This window comes from Rhodoferax sp. GW822-FHT02A01 (assembly GCF_038784515.1).
GTDB lineage: Bacteria > Pseudomonadota > Gammaproteobacteria > Burkholderiales > Burkholderiaceae_C > Allorhodoferax.
In genome coordinates this window covers 1,278,601-1,297,662 of record NZ_CP152376.1, presented here as the reverse complement: position 1 = coordinate 1,297,662, position 19,062 = coordinate 1,278,601, and the positions used below count along the sequence as shown (strand labels likewise).

The window sequence follows — 19,062 nt, the reverse complement described above, 5'->3', positions numbered from 1 at the left end:
GTTGGCCATGGGCTGGCTCAACAAACTTCCAAACTCCGTTCGCAGCGCCAGTGGCCTGGAATGGAGGTTGTGGCGCAAGCTCCCGCTGATTTTCCTGGTGGGTACCGCCATTCCTCTGGCAGCGGCTGTGGCTCTGCATCTTTTCACCAACCAGGAAAGCACGGCGCAGCTGCGCTGGCTGCAGACCATGGACTATGTAGTCGTCGGCGTGGTGGTCTTCCACTGGACCGCCGTGGCCACCATTGCCATCGGCTGCATCGTGGTGATGGTGATGAAGGGGCCCGGCTATGTAGCCGATGCCATGGAGGTCTCGCACAGCGACCGCCCCCGCAGCAGCATGGAAGAAGAAGCGCCGCCCGAGCATTAAGCGGCGTTTAATCTGCGCGGCCTACGATGCAGTCCATCGGAGGTTCCATGTTCACACGCAAGTTTCTATTGAGTTCCGCTCTTCTCGGCCTGGGCCTATGTGCTGGTGCCGCACAGGCACAGACCACCCCGGCGCAGCAGGTTGCCGGCTATGTCGCCCAGTCGGGCCAGCCAGCCCAGGCTGCGGCAGGCAAGGAGTTTTTCACCAGCAAGCACGGCAAGGACTGGAGCTGCTCCACCTGCCACACCGCCAACCCCACGGTGCAGGGCAAGCACGCCACCACCGGCAAGGTCATCGAGCCCATGGCCCCGGCTTTCAACGACAAGCGCTTTACCGATGCGGCCAAGACCGAAAAGTGGTTTCGCCGCAATTGCAATGACGTGGTCGGTCGCGAGTGCACACCGGCAGAAAAAGCCAATGTGCTGACTTGGCTGCTCTCCCTCAAACCCTGAAGCTGGAGCCTGACACCATGAAGAAGAAACTATCCGTCCTGGCGGGCACGCTGTTGCTGTGCCTGTCCTTCGCCGAAACTGCAGGCGCCAGCCAGGGCTACGCCGTCCCACCCAACGCGCGGCACCAGCAGGAGTGCTCGTCTTGCCACGTAGCCTATCCCCCGGGCCTGCTGCCCGCGGCTTCCTGGCAGCGCATCATGGGCAATCTGCACAAGCACTTTGGCACCGATGCGTCGTTGGACGAGGCAACGGCACGCGAGATCAGCGCCTGGCTGGAGGCGCACGCCGGTACCGGTCGCCGTGGTGGCGAGGAACCTGCCCAGGACCGCATCAGCAAGGCACAATGGTTTGTGCGCCAGCATGACGAAGTGTCTGCCAGCGTATGGAAGCGCGCTTCCGTGGGCAGCCCGTCCAACTGTTCGGCCTGCCATGCGGAAGCCGCCAAGGGCAATTTCAATGAACACCAGGTGCGTATCCCCAAATGAGTGAAGCTTCCGAGAAACTGCAGAAGATCCGCATCTGGGATGCACCGGTGCGGGTGTTCCACTGGCTGCTGGTGTTTTGCTTTGCTGGCGCCTACATCACGTCTGAAGGCGAGCAATGGCGTCTGGTGCATGTGACGCTGGGCTACACCCTGGGCGGCTTGCTGCTGTTTCGCCTGGTGTGGGGCATTGTGGGCACGCGCTATGCGCGTTTCAGCAGCTTTGTGCGCGGACCTGCCGCCGTGCTGCGCTATCTGAAGTCGATCCGGTCCGGGCGGCCGGAGCACCATCTGGGCCATAACCCGGCCGGGGCCGTGGCCATTGTGCTGCTCATGCTCATGGGGCTGGCGCTGGCGGCAACGGGTTACGCCACCTACAACGACATCGGTCCGGGCTGGTTGTCCGAGCTGCACGAGCTACTGGGCAACGGCATGCTGCTGGTGGTGATTGGACACCTGCTGGGCGTGGTCACCGCCAGCTGGCAGCACCGTGAAAACCTGGCGCGCGCCATGGTCACCGGATACAAGACGGGTCTGCCCGAACAGGGCATACGCCGCAGCTGGGCAGTGATTGCCGTGGCCCTGATTGCAGCGGTGCTGTTCTTCTGGTGGCAACAGTGGCAAAGTGCACCCAAGGCCGACGCCACCAGCGCCGTGCAGGAGTCCGTGCAAATGGAGCGGGTGGCCAATTCCGCCGGCAAGCCAACCGAGACGGAACACTGACCCACTATGCGTATCCTGCTGGCCGAAGACGACGACATGCTGGGTGATGGCTTGCGCGCAGGCCTGCGCCAGGCCGGTTTTCAGGTCGACTGGGTGCGCGACGGCATGGCGGCGGAACGGGAACTCGCCACTGGCGTCTATGCCGCTGGCGTGCTGGATCTGGGCCTGCCGCTGAAAGACGGGTTGGATGTGCTCAAGGATTTGCGCGCACGCAAGATCGACACGCCCATTCTGGTGCTCACCGCGCGCGACGCGGTGCCCGACCGGGTGGTGGGCCTGGACTCCGGCGCTGACGACTACGTCATCAAGCCGGTGGACCTGATCGAACTGGCGGCACGCCTGCGTTCGCTGGTGCGGCGCTCGCTGGGGCAGGTGCAGGAAACCCTGTGTGCTGGCACCGTGGTGCTGGATGCTGCTGCCCGCAGCGTGAGCTGCCAGGGCGAACTGGTGCAGCTGTCCACCCGCGAATTCGATCTGCTGCATGCGCTGATGCGCAATGTCGGGCGCGTCCTCACGCGTGAACAACTGGAGCAGCAGATGTACAGCTGGGGGCACGAGGTGGAGAGCAACGCCATCGAGGTGCACATCCATCACCTGCGGCGCAAGCTGGGCGCTGACTTGATACAGACTGTGCGTGGTGTGGGTTACACCGTGCAACGCGAGCCGGCCGCCTCATGAAACGCCCCCGGCAGGCCTCGCTGCAGTCCCGGCTGATGATTCTGGTGCTGGGGTTCGCGGCTGCGGTGTGGCTGGGCTCCGCGCTGATCACCTGGCGCGATGCGCAAGGTGAAATCGACGAGCTGCTTGATGGCCACCTGGCGCAGGCGGCGGCGCTGCTAATGGTGCAGACCCAGGGCGATCACGACGACGTGTTTGATACACCGGTGTTGCACAAGTACGCACCCCAGGTGGCGTTCCAGGTGTTTGTCGAAGGGCAGATGATCACGCGTTCCTCCAACGTCGGCTCCGAGCCCATGGCACCACAGAAAGTGGGGTTCAGCACCATACGGCGCAGCGATGGCGAGCTTTGGCGCGTCGTGGTGGTACGCGGGGAAGAGCACGACATCACGGTGTTCGTCGGTGAGAAGGTGTCTTCGCGTCAGGCCATTCTGTGGGCGCTTCTGCGCAGCCTGTTGCGTCCTTTGCTGCTGGCTCTGCCGCTGTTCGGACTGGCGCTGTGGTGGTCGGTGCGCAAGGGGCTTGCGCCCCTGCATGATTTGCGCGCCATGCTGGACAGGCGCGCGCCCCAGGCCGATGAACCAGTGCCATTGGATGGCATGCCGCGCGAGCTACGTCCGCTGGTAGAGACGCTCAACGGCCTGCTGGAGCGCATAGGCCGCATGGTGCAAAGCGAGCGCCGCTTTACGGCTGACGCGGCACACGAGCTGCGCACCCCGATAGCGGCCATTCGTGCCCAGGCACAGGTTGCGCTGGGGGCGGGAGACGACGTGGCCGAGCGCACCCATGCGCTGCAAACCACGCTGGCCGGTTGCGACCGGGCCAGCCGTCTGGTCGATCAGCTGCTCACACTGGCGAGGCTGGAGGCCGCGCCTGCGGCGCTGACTACCCGGGTAGACCTGAGTGCTGTGCTGCGTCGCGTGACCGGAGAACTCGCGCAGGGCGCGCTGGCGCGCCAGCAGGATGTGGAGGTGCTGGCCGACACGCCCTGTGCGGTAGCGGCGCAGGAAGTGCTGCTGGGGGTGTTGGTGCGCAATCTGCTGGACAACGCCATGCGCTACAGCCCGCCCCATGCCCGCATCCGGGCGCAGGTGTGCGTGGAAGGCGGCGTGCCGGTCCTGCGGGTGCAAGACAGCGGCCCGGGCATGAGCGACGAGGCCATTTCCCACCTGGGGGAGCGCTTCTTCCGGGTGCTGGGCAATGACCAGCCCGGCAGCGGTCTGGGCTGGTCCATCGTGCGGCGCCTGCTGGCGGTGATGGGCGCCCAGGCAGAGATTGCCCGTTCGGCGGAATTGGGAGGACTGTCGGTGACCGTGCGCTGGCCTGCATCCCCGTAAAATCCGGGATTCAGCCCAAATTGCAATCCACCTACCGAAGGACACACCCATGAGCGCTATTCCTCCCTCCATGTCAGACCGCGATGGAAAAATCTGGATGGATGGCCAGATGGTGGATTGGCGCGATGCCAAGATCCACGTGCTCACCCACACGCTGCACTACGGTTGCGGCGCGTTCGAAGGCGTGCGTGCCTACAAGTGCGACGATGGCTCTACTGCCATCTTCCGGTTGCAGGAACACACCGACCGCCTCTTCAACAGCGCCAAGATTCTGCGCATGAAGATCCCGTTCACCAAGGAGCAGGTCAATGAGGCGCAAAAGGCCGTTATCCGCGACAACAAGCTGGAGTCCGGTTACCTGCGTCCGCTCACCTGGATTGGCGACAAGAAGCTGGGCGTGTCGCCCAAGGGCAATACCATCCATCTGATGGTGGCCGCATGGCCCTGGGGCGCCTACCTGGGTGAAGAGGGCATGAAGCGCGGCATCCGCGTCAAGATTTCCAGCTACACCCGCCACCACGTCAACATCACCATGACCCAGGCCAAGGCGGTGAGCAACTACACCAACTCCATCCTGGCCAATATGGAAGCCACCGATGACGGTTACGACGAGGCTATGCTGCTGGACGCCAGCGGCTTTGTCTCCGAAGGCGCTGGCGAGAACGTGTTCGTGGTCAAGGATGGCGTGGTCTACACGCCGGACCTCTCCGCCGGCGCGCTCAACGGTATCACCCGCAATACCGTGCTGCACATCTGCAAGGACCTGGGCCTGGAGCTGGTGCAAAAGCGCATTACCCGCGACGAGCTCTACATCAGCGACGAGGTGTTCTTCACCGGCACAGCCGCCGAAGTCACGCCCATCCGCGAAATCGACCGCCTGGAAATCGGCAGCGGCTCGCGTGGCCCGATCACGGAAAAAATCCAGAGCGCGTTCTTTGACATCGTCAATGGCCGCAACCCCAAATACGCTCACTGGCTGAGCAAGGTCTGAAGCATTTCCACAGGAATACACCATGTCGAACACCCCATCCAAGATTGAACTGCTGGCCAAGGACCTGAACCACCAAGGCGGCGTGTTCTGCCCCAGCCCCCTGGCCCACATGAAGACCTGGAACACCCACCCCAAGGTATACCTGGACGTGGGCCGCACCGGCGAAGCCAAGTGCCCCTATTGCGGTACGGTCTACGCGCTCAAGGCTGGTGAACACTTCGAACACGGGCACTGATTCGCTCCTCATCGCGCCCCAATGGATTGGGGATGCGGTGATGACCGAACCACTGCTGCGTCGCCTGCATGCCAGGGGCGAACGCCTGACCGTAGGTGCACTGCCCTGGGTGGCGCCGGTGTACCGCGCCATGCCGCAGGTGGCCGAGGTTATTGAATTCCCGTTTGCCCACGGCGGTCTGCAATGGCAGGCGCGCCGCGCCATGGCAGCCCATTTGCATGGCCGGTTTGATGTGGCCTATGTCTGCCCCAACTCGCTCAAGAGCGCCCTGATCCCCTGGTGGGCCGGCATCCCGAAGCGGGTCGGCTACCGTGGAGAGGCGCGCTGGGGCATCCTCAACCGGCGCCTGCCCAATCCGCCCAAAGGTGAGCGCCCGCCCATGGTGGCGTTCTATTCCGCCCTGAGTGGCGAATCCGGCACTGAGGCCGATAGACCGCAACTGCAGTTGCACGAGGCTGCGCGCTTGCAGGCGGTGCAGGCCCTGGACTTGATGCCCGGAGGCTATTACGTGTTTGCGCCCGGTGCCGAATACGGCCCGGCCAAGCGTTGGCCCGCCTCGCACTTCGCCGGTCTGGCCGCGCAGCTGGCATTGCCCGTCGTTTTGCTGGGGTCGCCCAAGGAGGCGGCATTGTGTGCGGAGATTGCCCGGTTGGCGCACCAGCAGCGTCCGGGCGCCTGTGTGGACTTGTCAGGCCGCACCAGCTTGGACCAGGCGCTGGCGGTGATTGCATCTGCCAAGGCCATGGTCAGCAATGATTCGGGGCTGATGCACGTGGCCGCCGCGTTCGGTATCCCGCAAGTGGCGTTGTTTGGCTCCAGCAGTCCGCTGCATACGCCTCCCTTGAGCGCGAAGGCGCAGGTGATCTGGCTGAAGAACGATGCGTCCTACCTGCCGGCGCTGGATTGCGCACCGTGTTTTCAAAGGGAATGCCCGCTCGGGCACACCCGTTGCTTGAACGATATTGCGCCCGAGCGGGTGTTAGGATTTATTCGGTAGGTCGTTTCTTTAATAACTTGATGAAAGGGTTTGGAAATATGAAGACGGTATTTAAAAAGCTGGGGCTGGTGCTTGCACTGTCGGGCGCGGCCTTGATGACATCGGGCGCACACGCTGCCGATGCGTCCAAGGTGCTCAACATCTACAACTGGTCCGACTACATCGCCGAAGACACCATCAAGAACTTCGAGAAGGAAACCGGCATCAAGGTCCGTTACGACAACTACGACAGCAACGAAATCCTGCACGCCAAGCTGCTGGCGGGCAAGACCGGCTATGACATCGTGGTGCCCGGTGCCCACTTCGCCAAGACCCAGATCGAAGGCGGTCTGCTACAAAAGCTCGACAAGAGCAAGCTCACCAACTGGGGCAACCTGGACAAGGGCGTGCTGGAGCAACTTGCCAAGGTGGACCCAGGCAACGAATACCTGGTGGACTGGCTCTGGGGCTATGTGACCGTAGGTATCAATGTGGACAAGGTCAAGGCCGCACTGGGTGATAAGCCCATGCCCGAAAACGCCTGGGATCTGCTGTTCAATCCCGAGTACGTATCCAAGTTCAAGAAGTGCGGCGTCAGCGTGCTGGATTCCGCCTCCGAGGTGGTGCCCGCCGCGCTGCTGTACGCAGGCAAGAACCCCTACAGCAAGGACGCAGCCGACTACGAAGCCGCAGCCAAGGTGCTCAAGGCCATCCGTCCCTACGTGACACGCTTCTCGTCGTCCGGCTACATCGAGGAAATGGCCAGTGGGGCGACCTGCCTGGTCATGGGCTTCTCGGGCGATATCAACATCGCTGCCAGCCGCGCCGCTGCTGCCAAGACCAAGAAGCCTGTGGTCATCCAGACGCTGGTGCCCAAGACCGGCGCCACCTTGTTCTTTGACTCCATGGCTATCCCTAAGGATGCACAGAATGTGGAGAACGCCCACCTGTTCATCAACTACATCTTGCGCCCTGAAGTGGATGCGTCACTCACCAACAAGGTGTTCTACGCCAACCCCAATGCGGCCTCTTTGAAGTTCGTGAAGAAGGACGTGGCTGAGAACAAGACCATCTTTCTGGAGCCCGCGGTCATGAAGACCATGGTCGCTCCGGACGCTTTGCCGCAACCGATCCGCAAGGTGCAGACCCGCACCTTCACGGCTTTCAAGACCGGCAAGTAAGTCTTTCAGGTCTTCAAATCAAAGGTCCTTGGGCGTCAGGCCCTCGGACCTTTTTTCATGCGGCTGCGGGATTGCGCCTGCGCTCCACGCCGGCCACCAAGGTGCCATTGGAATTGGGTCTGCGCACAGACACCTTTTGCAACGCGTCTGCATCGTTGAGCTTGAAGGTGGCAACCACCCGGACCAGGTCCTGTGCCTGAGATTTGAGGCTGGCAGCGGCGGCCGCAATCTGCTCCACCAAGGCCGCGTTCTGCTGGGTGGTCTGGTCCATGCGGTGCACCGCTTCGCCCACCTGGGCCACGCCCGCGGACTGCTCGGCGCTGGCGGTGGTGATGGCGCCCATGGTCTCTGTGACACGTTGAATGCTGGCGACGATCTCGGCCATGGTCACACCCGCGCGGTCCACCAGGGCCGTGCCTTGCTCCACACGCTCCACGCTGGCATTAATCAGCGTCTTGATCTCCTTGGCGGCCTCGGCACTGCGACCGGCCAGGCTGCGGACTTCGGAAGCCACCACGGCAAAGCCGCGCCCTTGCTCGCCCGCGCGTGCAGCCTCCACCGCCGCGTTCAGGGCCAGTATGTTGGTCTGGAAGGCGATGCCGTCAATCACGCTGATGATGTCGCTGATCCTGCGTGAGGACTCGTTGATGCCCTTCATGGTCTCCACCACCTGACCCACCACCTCCCCGCCGGAAGTGGCCACACCGGAAGCCTTGAGCGCAAGCGCATTGGCTTCGCGGGCACGCTCGGCGTTCTGCACTACTTGCGAGCCCAGCTGCTCCATGGAAGAGGCGGTTTCTTCCAGTGCGCTGGCCTGCTGCTCGGTGCGTTCGGACAAATCGTTGTTGCCCTGTGAAATCTCGGTGCTGGATGTGGCTACCGTGTCCGAGCCCTGGCGTACGTTGACGACGATGGACTTCAGCGTAGACAGCATGTGGTCAAACGCGCTGGCCAGGCTGCCGGTCTGGGTGCTTCCATCGGTGAAACTGTGGGTCAGGTCGCCCTCGGCAATCTGGTGTGCCAGCACGGTGGCCTCGGCCAGTTCCATGCCCAGCTGCGAGGTGATGCTTCTGGAAATGTATTGGGTCAATGCCACCAGAAACATGCCGCCCACCAGAATGGACGCCGCGATCCAGGTGCGCGCGCCTTTGGACTCTGCATCGAACTGACTGTCCAGATCCTTGGCTTCCTTGGACACCAGCTCGTAGTACTTGCTGTATGCAGCATCGAAGCGGTCAATCTGCTTGTCCACGGCGTCATCGACAGAGCCCATTTCACTCTGGGGAACATTCTTCTTGGATAGCTCCAGATATTGGCCTTCGTACAGGGTGCGAATTTCCTTGATAGCCGCAACAGCATCCGCAAGAAGGGCCTTCTTCTCCGATGTATCGGATCCTGCGGAAGCCATGGCAAAGGAGTCGTCGATTTCCTTGTTGATTTCCTGCCATTTCTTGTGCACCTCATCGAAGTTCCGGTTGATGTAGGTGTCCGCAATGACCCGGTAGGCCTGGGCACCCAGGTTGGAGTCGTGCTTGATGTCGGAAGCCAGTTGGGCCTTGGTGACGCCCTGGTCCTGCAAGGCGGAGAGGCGGCTGAGCACAGACCAGTTGATAAGGGCCAACCCGATCATCACGGCAGCCGACAGGCCCACGATGAAATACAGGCGGTGTGCAATTTTGAGGTTCTTCATGTCTCCCCTCTCATTTGATGAATACCTGCATGGTACTGAATCCGCAACGGCACAAAAAAAAGCCACCTTGCGGTGGCTTTAAAAGTCCCCGAAGGGACGTCGTTGGATTTGTAGGAAGTCCGCCTTTTGGCTAGCGGATCTTCATTTTTTTGGACTGTGACAGCAGTTGGATGAACTTTACCGGGAGCCTGTCCCGTTTGATATCCCCCATACGGGGGAATTTCTATCCAAATGGTCAAATAAAAACGATAAAAATGATGAACTCCATCAGATTTGATCAGAAGTCTAGCTCTGGACGACCCAACTGGCACGGTGACGCGTAGCCGCTATGCGTATCGCATTGGGTTCGTCTGTCTGTTCTATCCAATCCAGCGCTTGCTGGTGGCTGCGGCCAAAACGCACATGACGCTCCAGCAGACGCTGGTGCCGTAGCGAGTGGGCGATGTCCAGGTACCAGGCTTCATCCAGCAGAGCGCGGACTCCGGCCCAGGCACCGTCTTCCATCAGCAGGTAATTGCCCTCGGTAATGATCAGCTGGGTGCTGGCCTCGATGGCGACCGCGCCAGCAATGCCTTCTTCCAGATCGCGGCGGAATTCGGGCGCGTAAATGGTTTCGCCGGGTTGCTGGTTGCGGATGCGGTGCAGCAGGTTCACATAGCCTGCTGCGTCAAAGGTATCCGGTGCACCCTTGCGGCCTGCGCGACCCAGGCGATGCAGCTCGGAATTGGCCAGGTGGAACCCGTCCATGGGCACAACCTGCACCTTGTCGCCCAGCGCCAGCAGCAGTCCTTCTGCGAGGGTCGACTTGCCGGCGCCGGGGGCGGCGGCAATTCCCAGAATCTTGCGCTGCCCGCTGGCGAGCAGCGCTTGTGCACGCAGCAGGACTTCAGCGGGTAGTGTGGTGTGTGTCATTGCGGTTCTCCGGTTCCCGTGCCGCTGGCAATCCGCCCGCTGGCCACATGGGCCAGCACTTCTTGCCGGCTGGGGGGCACGCAGCCGCGGCGCTGCACACAGATGCTGGCACTGGCGATGGCATTTTGCAGCAGCCGTTGTGCCACCGAAGCGTTCACTTCCGCACTGCCCCAGTCCGCAGCCAAGCCCGCCTCCAGCATGGCCGTGACCAGACCGGCCAGGAAGCAGTCTCCGGCACCTACTGTGTCCACCACCGCAAGCGGTGCGGACTCCCGCGCATGGAACACGGCGTCAGCCCGGGTGAGCAGGTTGGCACCCGCGCCGCCCCGGGTGAGCGCAATCACGCGCGCATCACACTGCCCCAGCAGGTTGCGGGCCTGGTCCAGGGCGGTAGCGCCCGCCATGCCCAGGTTGTCCAGGTCTTCATCGCTGACTTTGATCACATCGGCGTATTGCAGGGTGTTGAGCACATGGGCCCGGTAACGCGGCAGATCGGGCATGACGGAAGGTCGCAGATTGGCATCAATCACCACCACTTTGCCGGAGTCGCGCTGTCCGGCCAGCCAGGGCAGGTAGATGCCGGCGTCGTCGGGCGATAGCGCCAGCGCGCCCGTGCAGACCACTTGCAGCGCCGGTGCTGCCTCACAGGCCTGGGTCAGGCGCACCGCATCGGTGGCGCGATCGGCCACGCCTTCGCGATAGAACGCATAGTCTGGATGGCCGGCATCGTCGACGCTGACCACGGCCAATGAGGTCACTTCCACCACGGGCTCCGGGCGCGCCAGATGCACGCCGTCAGCCAGCAGCCCCTCGGCCAACTGGCGCCCAAAGCGGTCGCGCGAGAGCGGGTTGAGGTACAGGGTTTCAATACTCTGCCGCGCCAGGGCACGGGTCAGGTTATAGACCGCGCCGCCCAGACAAGGCTCATAACGCCCGTCGGGATTGCGGATCATGTCGATCAGGGCTTCGCCTGCCGTGGCTACCTGGATTTGCATATTTTTTTGCACCATACTAGGGTTTTCCATTACTAAAGTAACTTGATTTAATTAGTCTGGAGCGAATATAGTCCAGCCACGCTAAGACGTAAAGCGTATGAACCCAGGGACCTCCAATCCCTGATTACCCACGATCCAACGACATTCATTCGAGGAGAACGAGCTTGAAAAAATCCACCACCCTGGCCCTGACCGCCATCGCTTTTGCAGCTTCCGCTGCCTCTTCTGCCTTCGCCGCAGAAACCGTGATCGGCCTGATCACCAAGACCGACAGCAACCCCTTCTTCGTGAAAATGAAGGAAGGCGCTGAAGCCGAAGCCAAGAAGGCGGGCGCCAAGCTCATCAGCGCTGCGGGCAAGCAGGACGGCGACACCGCCGGCCAGATCAGCGCCATGGAAAACATGGTTGCCGCTGGTGCCAAGACCATCCTGATCACATCCTCTGGCGACGCCATCATCCCCACCGTCAAGAAGATCCAGGCCCAGGGCGTGCAAGTGATTGCGCTGGACAGCCCCTTCGAAGGCGCTGACGCCTTGTTTGCCACCAACAACTACAAGGCCGGCGAACTGATCGGCCAGTACGCCAAGGCTGCCCTGAACGGCAAGAAGCCCGTGATCGCCACGCTGGACCTGTTCCCCGGCCACCCCGTGGGCGCACAACGCCACAACGGCTTCCTGCAAGGCTATGGCCTGAAGAGCCTGGATGCCAAGAGCAATGAGCTGGCCCAACCCGCCGAGGTGGTCTGCATGGCCGACAGCTTCGGTGATGCCGCCAAGGGTCAGACCGGCATGGAAAACTGCCTGCAGAAGAACCCCAACATCAATGTCGTCTACACCATCAACGAACCCGCCGCCGCCGGTGCCTTCAAGGCTCTGAAGGCCGCTGGCAAGGAAAAGGATGTGGTCATCGTGTCGGTCGACGGCGGCTGCGAAGGTGTGAAGAACGTGGGCGCAGGCGTGATCGCCGCAACCTCGCAGCAATACCCCCTGAAGATGGCCGCCATGGGTGTGGCTGCCGGCGTGCAATACGCCAAGGACGGCAAGCGTCAAAGCGGCTACACCGACACCGGTGTGACCCTGATCGCTGCGAAGGCCATCAAGGGCGTGGACAGCAAGGACGTGAAGGTTGGTACCGACCTGTGCTGGGGCAACAAGTAATTCCCCACCTGTAAGCTGAAGACCGGAAGGGCTGCTTGTCGGCAGTCTTTCCGGCGTCGGTACCGTGTGCTGGTACCCCGATCCGGATTCAACGTGAGCAGGACAACCTCCAACGCGAGCCACGCCAAACCATGAACACCAAAACCTCCAAACTTCCCCCGATCGCCACCCTGGGACCGTTTATCGCGCTGCTGATTGCGTGCATATTCTTCGCGACCCAAAGCGACCGCTTTCTGTCCACCCAGAACTTCTCCCTGATCCTGCAACAGGTCATGGTGGTGGGGGTGATTGCCATCGGCCAGACACTGGTGATCCTGACCGCCGGCATCGACTTGTCCTGCGGCATGGTGATGGCGCTGGGCAGCATCGTCATGACCAAATTCGCAGCCGACTACGGCCTGTCGGCGCCCGTGGCCATAGCCTGTGGCATCGCGGCGACCGCCCTGTTCGGCCTGATCAATGGCCTCCTGGTCACCCGCATCAAGCTGCCCCCGTTCATTGTGACGCTGGGCACCCTCAACATCGCCTTTGCCTGCACCCAGCTGTATTCCCACGCGCAAACTATCACCAACATCCCGGACGGCATGAACTGGCTGGGCAACACCCTCAAGCTGGGTGATACCAACATTGCCTACGGCGCCATCCTGATGCTGGCCCTGTACGCCGTGATCTGGATCTGGCTGCGCGAAACCGCCGCCGGCCGCCACGTCTATGCCGTGGGCAACAGCCCCGAGGCCACCCGCCTGACCGGTATCAGCACGGACCGCGTGCTCCTGGGGGTGTATGTGCTGGCTGGCGTGTTCTACGGCATTGCTTCCATGCTGTCGGTGGCCCGCACCGGAGCCGGTGACCCCAACGCCGGGCAGACCGAAAACCTGGACGCCATCACTGCGGTGGTGCTGGGCGGCACCAGCCTGTTTGGCGGCCGCGGCATCATTCTGGGCACCCTGGTGGGCGCCATGATTGTGGGCGTGTTCCGCAACGGCCTCACGCTGATTGGCGTGTCCTCCGTCTATCAAATCCTGGTAACCGGCATCTTGGTGATTCTGGCCGTTGCCACCGACCAAATGTCCCGCAAAGGAGCACGCTAATGAGCGCCCCTGACTCTTCCACTCCCATCGTGATGCGGGCCAAGGGCCTGATCAAGCGCTATGGCCAGGTCACCGCCCTGGACGGCGCCGACTTCGAGCTGCGCGCCGGGGAAATCCTGGCGGTCATCGGCGACAACGGTGCCGGCAAGTCCAGCCTGATCAAATGCCTCTCGGGTGCCACCATCCCCGACGAGGGTGAAATCCAGCTGGATGGGCAAACCATCCAGTTCCGCAGCCCGATCGATGCTCGCCGCGCCGGCATCGAAACGGTCTACCAGGACCTGGCTGTAGCCCCGGCCATGACCATTGCCGAGAACCTGTTCCTGGGCCGCGAGCTGCGCCGTCCCGGCTTCCTGGGCAGCCTGGGCTTCATCGACAAGAAGCGCATGCTGGAAGAAAGCATCTCCCGCATGAACGACCTCAAGGTGGGCATACGCTCCATGACGCAGGCGGTGGAAACGCTCTCCGGCGGTCAGCGCCAGTGCGTCGCGGTGGCCCGCGCCGCAGCCTTTGCCCAGCACGTGGTCATCATGGATGAGCCGACTGCCGCACTAGGTGTGAAGGAAGGCAATATGGTGCTGGAGCTGATTCGCCGCGTGCGCGACAAAGGCCTGCCCGTGGTGCTGATTTCGCACAACATGCCCCACGTTTTCGAAGTGGCCGACCGCATCCACATCGCCCGCCTGGGCAAGCGCGCCGCGGTGGTCAATCCCAAGAAGATCAGCATGAGCGACACGGTGGCCGTGATGACGGGCGCCAAGTCCGCCAGCGAACTGCCCGAAGACGCACTGGCCCACTAGGAATACCCATGCTCAAAGGAATTGACCCGGTACTGACACCGGAACTGCTCAAGGTGCTGATGGAGATGGGCCATGACGACGCCATCGTGCTGGCCGATGCCAACTTCACCGCCGTGCGCTACACCAAAGACAAGCCGCTGATCCGCCTGCCCGGTATCAGCATGGCGCGTGCCGTGGCGGCGGTGAGTTCGCTGCTGCCGCTGGTGGCGGATGAAATCCACCCGGTGGGCTACATGCATGTGAGCAACCAGCCTGCGGGCTATCGCTCGGCCTTGCAGCGCGAAGTGCTGTCCCAGCTGGAGCCCAGCTTTCGGCAGGGTCAGTCGGCCGAGGCGATTGAACGCTATGCTTTTTACGAACGCACCATGGGGGCATTTGCCGTGGTTCTTACGGGCGAGCAACAGCCGTTTGGAAACTTTTTGCTGCGCAAGGGCGTCATAGGAGAAAATCTGCGTCCATGAGCCTTGTTGATACACCCGAAAGCCCCATCCTTGACCCAGGCAGTGGCCGTTCGGGTGTGCCCCAGGTGCTGCGCCCGCGTGGCTCCAACCATGTGGGCATGCGCCAGTTCAACGAGCGGGTGGTGTTGCAAGCCATCCGGCTCAATGGCAGCTGCCCCAAGGCGGAGCTGGCGCGACTCACCGGCCTGACCGCGCAGACCATCGGCCTGATCACCAGCCGCCTGGAAGAAGACGGGCTGTTGATCCGCCACGAGCCCTTACGCGGCCGCATTGGCCAACCCTCGGTGCCCATGGCGCTGAACCCGGACGGTGCGTTTTCGCTGGGCATCAAGATTGGCCGCCGCAGCGCAGATCTGTTGTTGGTCGACTTCACGGGCGCCGTGCGCCGACGTGAAACCCTGCCCTATGCATTCCCGGACGCGCAGACCCTGCTGCCCGCCATCAAACAACACATGGCTGCCATACAGGATGGCCTGGGTGCCTTGGCCCTGCGCCTGATCGGCATTGGCCTGGCAGCACCCTTCAACCTGGGGGGCTGGCACAAAATGCTGGGCCTGCCACCTGCCGTGTCGCACGAGTGGAACCATATCGACCTGTGCGCCCAGGTGCAGTCGTTTACCGATGCGCCGGTCAGCTTCGCCCGTGACACATCCGCAGCCTGCGTGGCCGAACTGGTGGCCGGACGCGGGCGGGACTTGAAAAGCTTTTTGTACCTGTTTGTGGATACCTTTGTGGGGGGCGGACTGGTCATCAACTCGCACCTGCACAACGGCGTGCACGGCAATGCCGGTGCGGTCGCTTCGTTGCCCCTGCAGGTATCCACCGGCAAGGGCATGCCGGAGCAACTGATTGCCCACGCCTCGCTGTGGGAGCTGGAGCAGAGTTTTCGCGAACGCGGTCTGGACCCCACCGCCGCCTACGATGAGCGGGCACTCGAAGCCCCTTATGCGGAGATGACCAGCGTATGGATTTCCAGCGCGGCACTGGCACTGGCGCAATGCGTGGTCAGCGGCACCGCGTTTCTGGATATCGATGCAGTGGTGATTGACGGGTCTTTCTCGCGCGCCATGCTGACGCGCCTGATAGACCACACGGAAGCAGCCTTGTCCCACTACGACTGGGAAGGCCTATGGCCGGCCACGCTGGTGGAAGGCAGCATAGGCTCCGATGCCCGCGCCCTGGGTGGCGCGTTGCTGCCTTTGCACGAAAACTTCGCGCCCGACCGCGACATCTTCCTCAAAGCCAGTTGACCAGCCTGCCGCGGCAGCCCGGCGGTCGCGTTCGGCGACTGCGCCGGGCCGTGGATTAATTGATCCTCTGCCTGAGGGTCCGCAGTATCTCCCAGCCCATCACATGCCTGGGCAGCGAGGCTTCGTGCCCGACGGATGCACCCATATTCAGGCTTTGCGCCTTTTGGGGCATGAAGTTCGCAGACGGGTTGGGTCCGCTGACAAACGGATCCAGCGCCCACACCACCGAGCCGCCGACCATGGTCATGAGCACCTTGTTGCGTGCCAGTTCGTCGTCAGGCACCTGCATGAAGTTCTTGTCGAGCACGATCAAATCCGCATACTTGCCGACTTCGATGGAGCCGATCTTGTCTTCCATGCGGAGCTGGTAGGCGGAATTCATCGTGATGGCGCGCAACGCATCCTGCCGCGATAGCGCCGGGTCGTTGTTGATCTTGCCAGCCAGATCGGGGCCGTAGCTATTCGGGTTCGTGGGGTCGCCCGAACGGGTGACGCCGATCTTCAGAGCCAGCATTTCATCGAAGGGATCGATGGGCCAATCGCTGCCGTAGCCCACCCGGGCGCCCGCGTTATGCAGGCTGCCAAAGGGTTCCATGCGGGCGAAACGATCAGGGCCGAGGTGGTGCTCGGTTTCGCCGGTGGAGTAAGGCGCTTGCTGCGCCCATTGAAAGGAGAACGACGCCATGACGCCCAGCGCTTTGTAGCGCCCATAGTCCGCGGTATCGACCGTTTCGTTGTGCGCAATCACGGGGCGGAAGCTCGTGTTGGGCACCTGCTGGCGCGCATATTCGATGGCATCCAATGTCTGCCGCACGGTACGTTCACCCGTGGCGTGGACGTGTGGGTCCATTCCAGACTTCGCAATTTCCGCCATCAAGGGCTTGAGTACTGCGGGTGAGAAATACACCTTGCCAGAGTTGGTGCTTGGCACCCAGTTAGGTGCATTGGCGGTGCCGATATTCATGTTGTACGGAGTCAGCAGGCCTCCTGTGTCGGCGGGGGCATTGACCACTCCATCACCAAACATCTTCAGGTTATGGAAGTTGATGCCCGGCGCAGCCTTGGACGGACCTTGGTCGTACTTGGCCGCCAAGGCCTTGGCGGCTGCCACCGTGGCAACGGGGTCGGCTGTGGCGTTATCCACACTCAGCTGGATGGCGAAGAATCCGCGTGCGGTCAGTTCGCCGTTCTTTTGCAAGGTGCTGAAGGTCTTGCCCTGGGTGTCACCTGCTGCCGCATCCATGAAGGTAGTGACACCTTGGCGGCGCATTGCGTCGAGTGCCGCACGGCCTTGCGCCAGAATGTCTGCGTCGCTGTCGGGCGGAATCAGCGCTGCCACGGCGAAGCTGGCGGTATCTTCGCAAATACCTGTTGGGTTGCCTTGCGCGTCCCGTGCATACGACCCGCCCGCAGGGTCTGGTGTGTTCCTGGTGACCCCGGCCAAAGCCAGCGCGCGCGAGTTGGCCAGCACGGAATGGAAGTCCGAAGAGCGTACCAGGATGGGTCGACTGGTGGAGAGTGCGTCCAAGGTGGACTTGTCTGGATCGGCATCAACCGACTGTGTAGCCTGGCGCGCCCAATTGACCACTTCCAGCCAGCCATCCGGTTCTTTATTGGACGAAGCGTCCAGGCAGGCCTGGATCTGTGTGCGCATCTGGGCGCGTGTCAATGTGGCGTAGTTCAGGTTGCACAAGAGCAGTGCACGTCCCCCGCCGATAGGATGCAAGTGGCCATCGACAAAACCGGGCATCAACATGCGTCCGCCCAGGTCAATGACCTTGGTGGCGCTACCTATGAATTTTTTGGCACCATCGTCTGTGCCGGCATAGACCACCAGTCCTTTGCGAATGGCAACGGCTTGCTTGACCGAGTTCGACGCGTCTACCGTGTAGACATAGCCATGGTTGAAAACGGTGTCGGCGGGTTCAGGGTCTGCCCCCCCACATCCGGCCACCAAGACGGCGGCAGCCGTCAACACAATCAATCCACCCCACAAGGCGCGCGCACGCGCCCTCCGCGCTTTCAACATGGCTCTTCCTTCATCTGGTTATTGGAAAGTTGTTCTGACTGCAATCTCCGTACGTTTGGAGGTGCACAACTTCCAGAGCCAATGTATCTGGATGGTTAACGAAACGCCCCTCCGCAGATGCGGAGGGGCGCCACGCGGGTGATCACGTGGTAGAGGGGGTGGGCTGGTGGCCGAGCGATTTGCTCAGCTCAATCTTGTTGCGCACGCCGAGCTGCAGGTACACATCACGCAGATAGGTTCTCACCGTTGCGGGACTCAGATCCAGTCGGCGTGCGATGGTTTTGTAGGAGTGGCCGCTGGCATACAGCACGGCCACTGCTCGCTCTCGCGGGGCCAGACTGTCATGCAGCAAGGTTGAATTCAGCAGCAGGGCCACGTACTCCCCGCAGCGCGTGAAGCTGATGCTGGAGCGGCCCCACTGGAGTTTGCAGGGGGCATCGGACAGGTGTGGGTGCAAGGCTTGCGGCAGTCTGGAGCCCGACCACGAAGGAAAGCGCTTTCTGATCGTCTTGGCTATGTCCGTGCCGATGTGCACCAACAGCCCTGAGGTCTCACACAGGGCCATACCTTCCAATCCGGCCAAGGCCGCGCGTTGAACCGCGTGTTGCACAGCTTCCCACCAGATTTGCTGCAGATGTCGACAGAATTCGCCGAATACGAGGGCCTCCATGTCGTCGAATGGAGGATCCTTTTCATCGCGGTAGATGGACACGAAAAATCGCATCTTGCTGTCTTGCAGCCCCATGGTAATCGCCATAGCGTGGAATAGCTTATGGCGGCGGGCGAATTGCTCCACCTCCTCGCTGTCCAATGTGTAGCCACTGTCTCTAAATACCTGACCCAAGGCATCGATGGAGGCTTGGGCAAACCTGTCGCTATCACTGATGGCGTTCCACTCTTGCGCGAATGTGGCTGGCAGTCCCATGCTTCCATGTTGCCAGTTGAGCGAACTGGTGGTGGTGTCGCCTGCAGTGCACTCTCCCCACCAGGCAGAGCGCAGCGGCAATAGAGATCCCAGGGCCTGGACGGCATCGGGTATCAATCGGTCCAGGCGGCGCTTACGGGCCGGGCCGTGCAATTCCAGCAACTGCTTGCTGAACTCCGTGAAAAGACCGGTGATGGGCCTGGGTGAGCTATGCGAAGCGAGCAGTGTGGGCATGGCTTGTCATCTGTGATGCGGTATGGGGACTGGTCCGCTATTTTGATGCAGGTCATATCCACCCCCCGGCCCGTGTTGGCCACATCGCTCTCGTCGG

The 19,062-nt window shown here is 62.0% G+C and carries 20 protein-coding genes; 15 read left to right on the top strand and 5 right to left on the bottom strand.

Going from position 1 to position 19,062, the window contains the following annotated elements; all coding sequences use genetic code 11:
• The first annotated feature begins 7 nt into the window (after positions 1-7).
• The 10 genes from AAGF34_RS06160 to AAGF34_RS06115 are packed head-to-tail and all read left to right on the top strand — an operon-like array spanning position 8 to position 7,421.
• Complete coding sequence (locus tag AAGF34_RS06160; RefSeq protein ID WP_342619735.1) at positions 8-367, top strand: hypothetical protein; 360 nt, start codon at positions 8-10, stop codon at positions 365-367.
• A gap of 47 nt (positions 368-414) precedes the next feature.
• Positions 415-819 carry a DUF1924 domain-containing protein gene (locus tag AAGF34_RS06155; protein ID WP_342619734.1) on the top strand — a complete coding sequence of 135 codons (405 nt, stop codon included), beginning with the start codon at positions 415-417 and terminating at the stop codon, positions 817-819.
• Positions 820-836: 17 nt separating this feature from the next.
• Positions 837-1,304 (top strand): diheme cytochrome c, encoded by a 468-nt coding sequence (locus AAGF34_RS06150; RefSeq protein ID WP_342619733.1) that lies wholly within the window; start codon positions 837-839, stop codon positions 1,302-1,304.
• Positions 1,301-2,023 (top strand): cytochrome b/b6 domain-containing protein, encoded by a 723-nt coding sequence (locus AAGF34_RS06145; RefSeq protein ID WP_342619732.1) that lies wholly within the window; start codon positions 1,301-1,303, stop codon positions 2,021-2,023. Before AAGF34_RS06150 ends, AAGF34_RS06145 begins: the two co-directional genes overlap by 4 nt.
• 6 nt (positions 2,024-2,029) lie before the next feature.
• A complete protein-coding gene (locus tag AAGF34_RS06140) occupies positions 2,030-2,701 on the top strand; it encodes a winged helix-turn-helix domain-containing protein (protein ID WP_342619731.1) in 672 nt (223 codons plus the stop codon).
• Complete coding sequence (locus AAGF34_RS06135) at positions 2,698-4,038, top strand: ATP-binding protein (protein WP_342619730.1); 1,341 nt, start codon at positions 2,698-2,700, stop codon at positions 4,036-4,038. Before AAGF34_RS06140 ends, AAGF34_RS06135 begins: the two co-directional genes overlap by 4 nt.
• A gap of 49 nt (positions 4,039-4,087) precedes the next feature.
• Positions 4,088-5,029, top strand: a complete 942-nt coding sequence (locus AAGF34_RS06130) for a branched-chain amino acid transaminase (RefSeq protein ID WP_342619729.1) — start codon at positions 4,088-4,090, stop codon at positions 5,027-5,029.
• 22 nt (positions 5,030-5,051) lie between these two features.
• Entirely contained in the window at positions 5,052-5,264 is a 213-nt protein-coding gene (locus tag AAGF34_RS06125; protein WP_342619728.1) for a zinc-finger domain-containing protein, read from the top strand.
• Positions 5,265-5,304: 40 nt separating this feature from the next.
• Positions 5,305-6,261 (top strand): lipopolysaccharide heptosyltransferase II, encoded by a 957-nt coding sequence (waaF, locus tag AAGF34_RS06120; RefSeq protein WP_342619727.1) that lies wholly within the window; start codon positions 5,305-5,307, stop codon positions 6,259-6,261.
• Positions 6,262-6,299: 38 nt separating this feature from the next.
• On the top strand, positions 6,300-7,421 hold the full coding sequence (locus AAGF34_RS06115; protein WP_342619726.1) for a polyamine ABC transporter substrate-binding protein: 1,122 nt from the start codon (positions 6,300-6,302) through the stop codon (positions 7,419-7,421).
• A gap of 55 nt (positions 7,422-7,476) precedes the next feature.
• Here the strand turns inward: AAGF34_RS06115 and AAGF34_RS06110 are convergent, their stop codons facing one another.
• The 3 genes from AAGF34_RS06110 to AAGF34_RS06100 form a co-directional block, all read right to left on the bottom strand.
• Positions 7,477-9,111 (bottom strand): methyl-accepting chemotaxis protein, encoded by a 1,635-nt coding sequence (locus AAGF34_RS06110; protein WP_342619725.1) that lies wholly within the window; start codon positions 9,109-9,111, stop codon positions 7,477-7,479.
• Positions 9,112-9,396: 285 nt separating this feature from the next.
• Positions 9,397-10,023, bottom strand: a complete 627-nt coding sequence (locus tag AAGF34_RS06105; RefSeq protein WP_342619724.1) for a nucleoside/nucleotide kinase family protein — start codon at positions 10,021-10,023, stop codon at positions 9,397-9,399.
• Entirely contained in the window at positions 10,020-11,018 is a 999-nt protein-coding gene (locus AAGF34_RS06100; RefSeq protein ID WP_342619723.1) for a PfkB family carbohydrate kinase, read from the bottom strand. The genes AAGF34_RS06105 and AAGF34_RS06100 overlap by 4 nt, the downstream gene beginning before the upstream one ends.
• A 164-nt stretch (positions 11,019-11,182) precedes the next feature.
• Here AAGF34_RS06100 and AAGF34_RS06095 point away from each other — a divergent pair, with 164 nt between their 5' ends.
• The 5 genes from AAGF34_RS06095 to AAGF34_RS06075 all read left to right on the top strand — a co-directional run bounded on the left by AAGF34_RS06095 (position 11,183) and on the right by AAGF34_RS06075 (position 15,777).
• The gene (locus AAGF34_RS06095; RefSeq protein WP_342619722.1) at positions 11,183-12,175 is read left to right on the top strand and encodes a substrate-binding domain-containing protein; all 993 of its coding nucleotides are present in this window, start codon (positions 11,183-11,185) and stop codon (positions 12,173-12,175) included.
• 131 nt (positions 12,176-12,306) lie between these two features.
• Positions 12,307-13,266, top strand: a complete 960-nt coding sequence (locus AAGF34_RS06090) for an ABC transporter permease (RefSeq protein WP_342619721.1) — start codon at positions 12,307-12,309, stop codon at positions 13,264-13,266.
• On the top strand, positions 13,266-14,066 hold the full coding sequence (locus AAGF34_RS06085) for an ATP-binding cassette domain-containing protein (protein ID WP_342619720.1): 801 nt from the start codon (positions 13,266-13,268) through the stop codon (positions 14,064-14,066). Before AAGF34_RS06090 ends, AAGF34_RS06085 begins: the two co-directional genes overlap by 1 nt.
• Positions 14,067-14,074: 8 nt before the next feature.
• Positions 14,075-14,527: an RbsD/FucU family protein gene (locus AAGF34_RS06080; RefSeq protein WP_342619719.1), complete on the top strand. Its 453-nt coding sequence runs from the start codon at positions 14,075-14,077 to the stop codon at positions 14,525-14,527.
• A 98-nt stretch (positions 14,528-14,625) separates the two neighbouring features.
• The gene (locus tag AAGF34_RS06075; RefSeq protein WP_342621046.1) at positions 14,626-15,777 is read left to right on the top strand and encodes an ROK family transcriptional regulator; all 1,152 of its coding nucleotides are present in this window, start codon (positions 14,626-14,628) and stop codon (positions 15,775-15,777) included.
• Between the two features lie 55 nt (positions 15,778-15,832).
• Here AAGF34_RS06075 and AAGF34_RS06070 read toward each other — a convergent pair whose 3' ends face one another.
• Both AAGF34_RS06070 and AAGF34_RS06065 read right to left on the bottom strand, forming a co-directional pair.
• On the bottom strand, positions 15,833-17,806 hold the full coding sequence (locus tag AAGF34_RS06070) for an amidohydrolase family protein (protein ID WP_342619718.1): 1,974 nt from the start codon (positions 17,804-17,806) through the stop codon (positions 15,833-15,835).
• A 142-nt stretch (positions 17,807-17,948) separates the two neighbouring features.
• Complete coding sequence (locus tag AAGF34_RS06065) at positions 17,949-18,965, bottom strand: helix-turn-helix transcriptional regulator (protein ID WP_342619717.1); 1,017 nt, start codon at positions 18,963-18,965, stop codon at positions 17,949-17,951.
• Positions 18,966-19,062 lie beyond the last annotated feature (97 nt).

Bases quoted from the DNA above. Each gene is read 5' to 3' on its own strand.
- AAGF34_RS06160 (WP_342619735.1), top strand. From the start codon at position 8: ATGGGCTGGCTCAACAAACTTCCAAACTCCGTTCGCAGCGCCAGTGGC.
- AAGF34_RS06155 (WP_342619734.1), top strand. From the start codon at position 415: ATGTTCACACGCAAGTTTCTATTGAGTTCCGCTCTTCTCGGCCTGGGC.
- AAGF34_RS06150 (WP_342619733.1), top strand. From the start codon at position 837: ATGAAGAAGAAACTATCCGTCCTGGCGGGCACGCTGTTGCTGTGCCTG.
- AAGF34_RS06145 (WP_342619732.1), top strand. From the start codon at position 1,301: ATGAGTGAAGCTTCCGAGAAACTGCAGAAGATCCGCATCTGGGATGCA.
- AAGF34_RS06140 (WP_342619731.1), top strand. From the start codon at position 2,030: ATGCGTATCCTGCTGGCCGAAGACGACGACATGCTGGGTGATGGCTTG.
- AAGF34_RS06135 (WP_342619730.1), top strand. From the start codon at position 2,698: ATGAAACGCCCCCGGCAGGCCTCGCTGCAGTCCCGGCTGATGATTCTG.
- AAGF34_RS06130 (WP_342619729.1), top strand. From the start codon at position 4,088: ATGAGCGCTATTCCTCCCTCCATGTCAGACCGCGATGGAAAAATCTGG.
- AAGF34_RS06125 (WP_342619728.1), top strand. From the start codon at position 5,052: ATGTCGAACACCCCATCCAAGATTGAACTGCTGGCCAAGGACCTGAAC.
- waaF (WP_342619727.1), top strand. From the start codon at position 5,305: ATGACCGAACCACTGCTGCGTCGCCTGCATGCCAGGGGCGAACGCCTG.
- AAGF34_RS06115 (WP_342619726.1), top strand. From the start codon at position 6,300: ATGAAGACGGTATTTAAAAAGCTGGGGCTGGTGCTTGCACTGTCGGGC.
- AAGF34_RS06110 (WP_342619725.1), bottom strand. From the start codon at position 9,111: ATGAAGAACCTCAAAATTGCACACCGCCTGTATTTCATCGTGGGCCTG.
- AAGF34_RS06105 (WP_342619724.1), bottom strand. From the start codon at position 10,023: ATGACACACACCACACTACCCGCTGAAGTCCTGCTGCGTGCACAAGCG.
- AAGF34_RS06100 (WP_342619723.1), bottom strand. From the start codon at position 11,018: ATGCAAATCCAGGTAGCCACGGCAGGCGAAGCCCTGATCGACATGATC.
- AAGF34_RS06090 (WP_342619721.1), top strand. From the start codon at position 12,307: ATGAACACCAAAACCTCCAAACTTCCCCCGATCGCCACCCTGGGACCG.
- AAGF34_RS06085 (WP_342619720.1), top strand. From the start codon at position 13,266: ATGAGCGCCCCTGACTCTTCCACTCCCATCGTGATGCGGGCCAAGGGC.
- AAGF34_RS06080 (WP_342619719.1), top strand. From the start codon at position 14,075: ATGCTCAAAGGAATTGACCCGGTACTGACACCGGAACTGCTCAAGGTG.
- AAGF34_RS06075 (WP_342621046.1), top strand. From the start codon at position 14,626: ATGCGCCAGTTCAACGAGCGGGTGGTGTTGCAAGCCATCCGGCTCAAT.
- AAGF34_RS06070 (WP_342619718.1), bottom strand. From the start codon at position 17,806: ATGTTGAAAGCGCGGAGGGCGCGTGCGCGCGCCTTGTGGGGTGGATTG.
- AAGF34_RS06065 (WP_342619717.1), bottom strand. From the start codon at position 18,965: ATGCCCACACTGCTCGCTTCGCATAGCTCACCCAGGCCCATCACCGGT.